Origin of the sequence: Brevibacterium sp. SIMBA_078, assembly GCF_046534565.1 — a bacterium.
Lineage (GTDB): Bacteria > Actinomycetota > Actinomycetes > Actinomycetales > Brevibacteriaceae > Brevibacterium.
This window is the reverse complement of record NZ_JAWRYQ010000180.1, coordinates 1-276: the sequence shown is the minus strand read 5'-3', so window position 1 is coordinate 276 and position 276 is coordinate 1. Positions and strand designations below refer to the sequence as shown.

1 protein-coding gene is annotated in these 276 nt (G+C 71.0%); it reads left to right on the top strand.

The window, feature by feature from the left end:
• The coding region (locus SB749_RS19355; protein ID WP_410711736.1) for a hypothetical protein at positions 1–276 on the top strand (276 nt) is incomplete at both ends.

The following is a 276-nucleotide window of genomic DNA, read 5'->3' as shown; positions in this document are numbered from 1 at the left end:
CGCGATGTCAGACCCTTTGCCGATGCGGCGGGCGATGTCTGGCGCATCTCGGTCAAACCCACTGATGCGGTGGATCTGATCCCGGCGCTGGGCGCAACCCGCACCCTGTGTGACTGGGGCGGCGGGTTGATCTGGGCGCTGATGCCTGCGGGCCGCGATGTGCGGTCCCGGATGCCGGTGCCGGGCCATGCTACGCTGGTGCGGGCTGGAGAGCGCGCGAGCCTGCCGCGCTTTCACCCCGAGCCTGCGCCACTGGCCGCGATCTCCTCCGGGCTC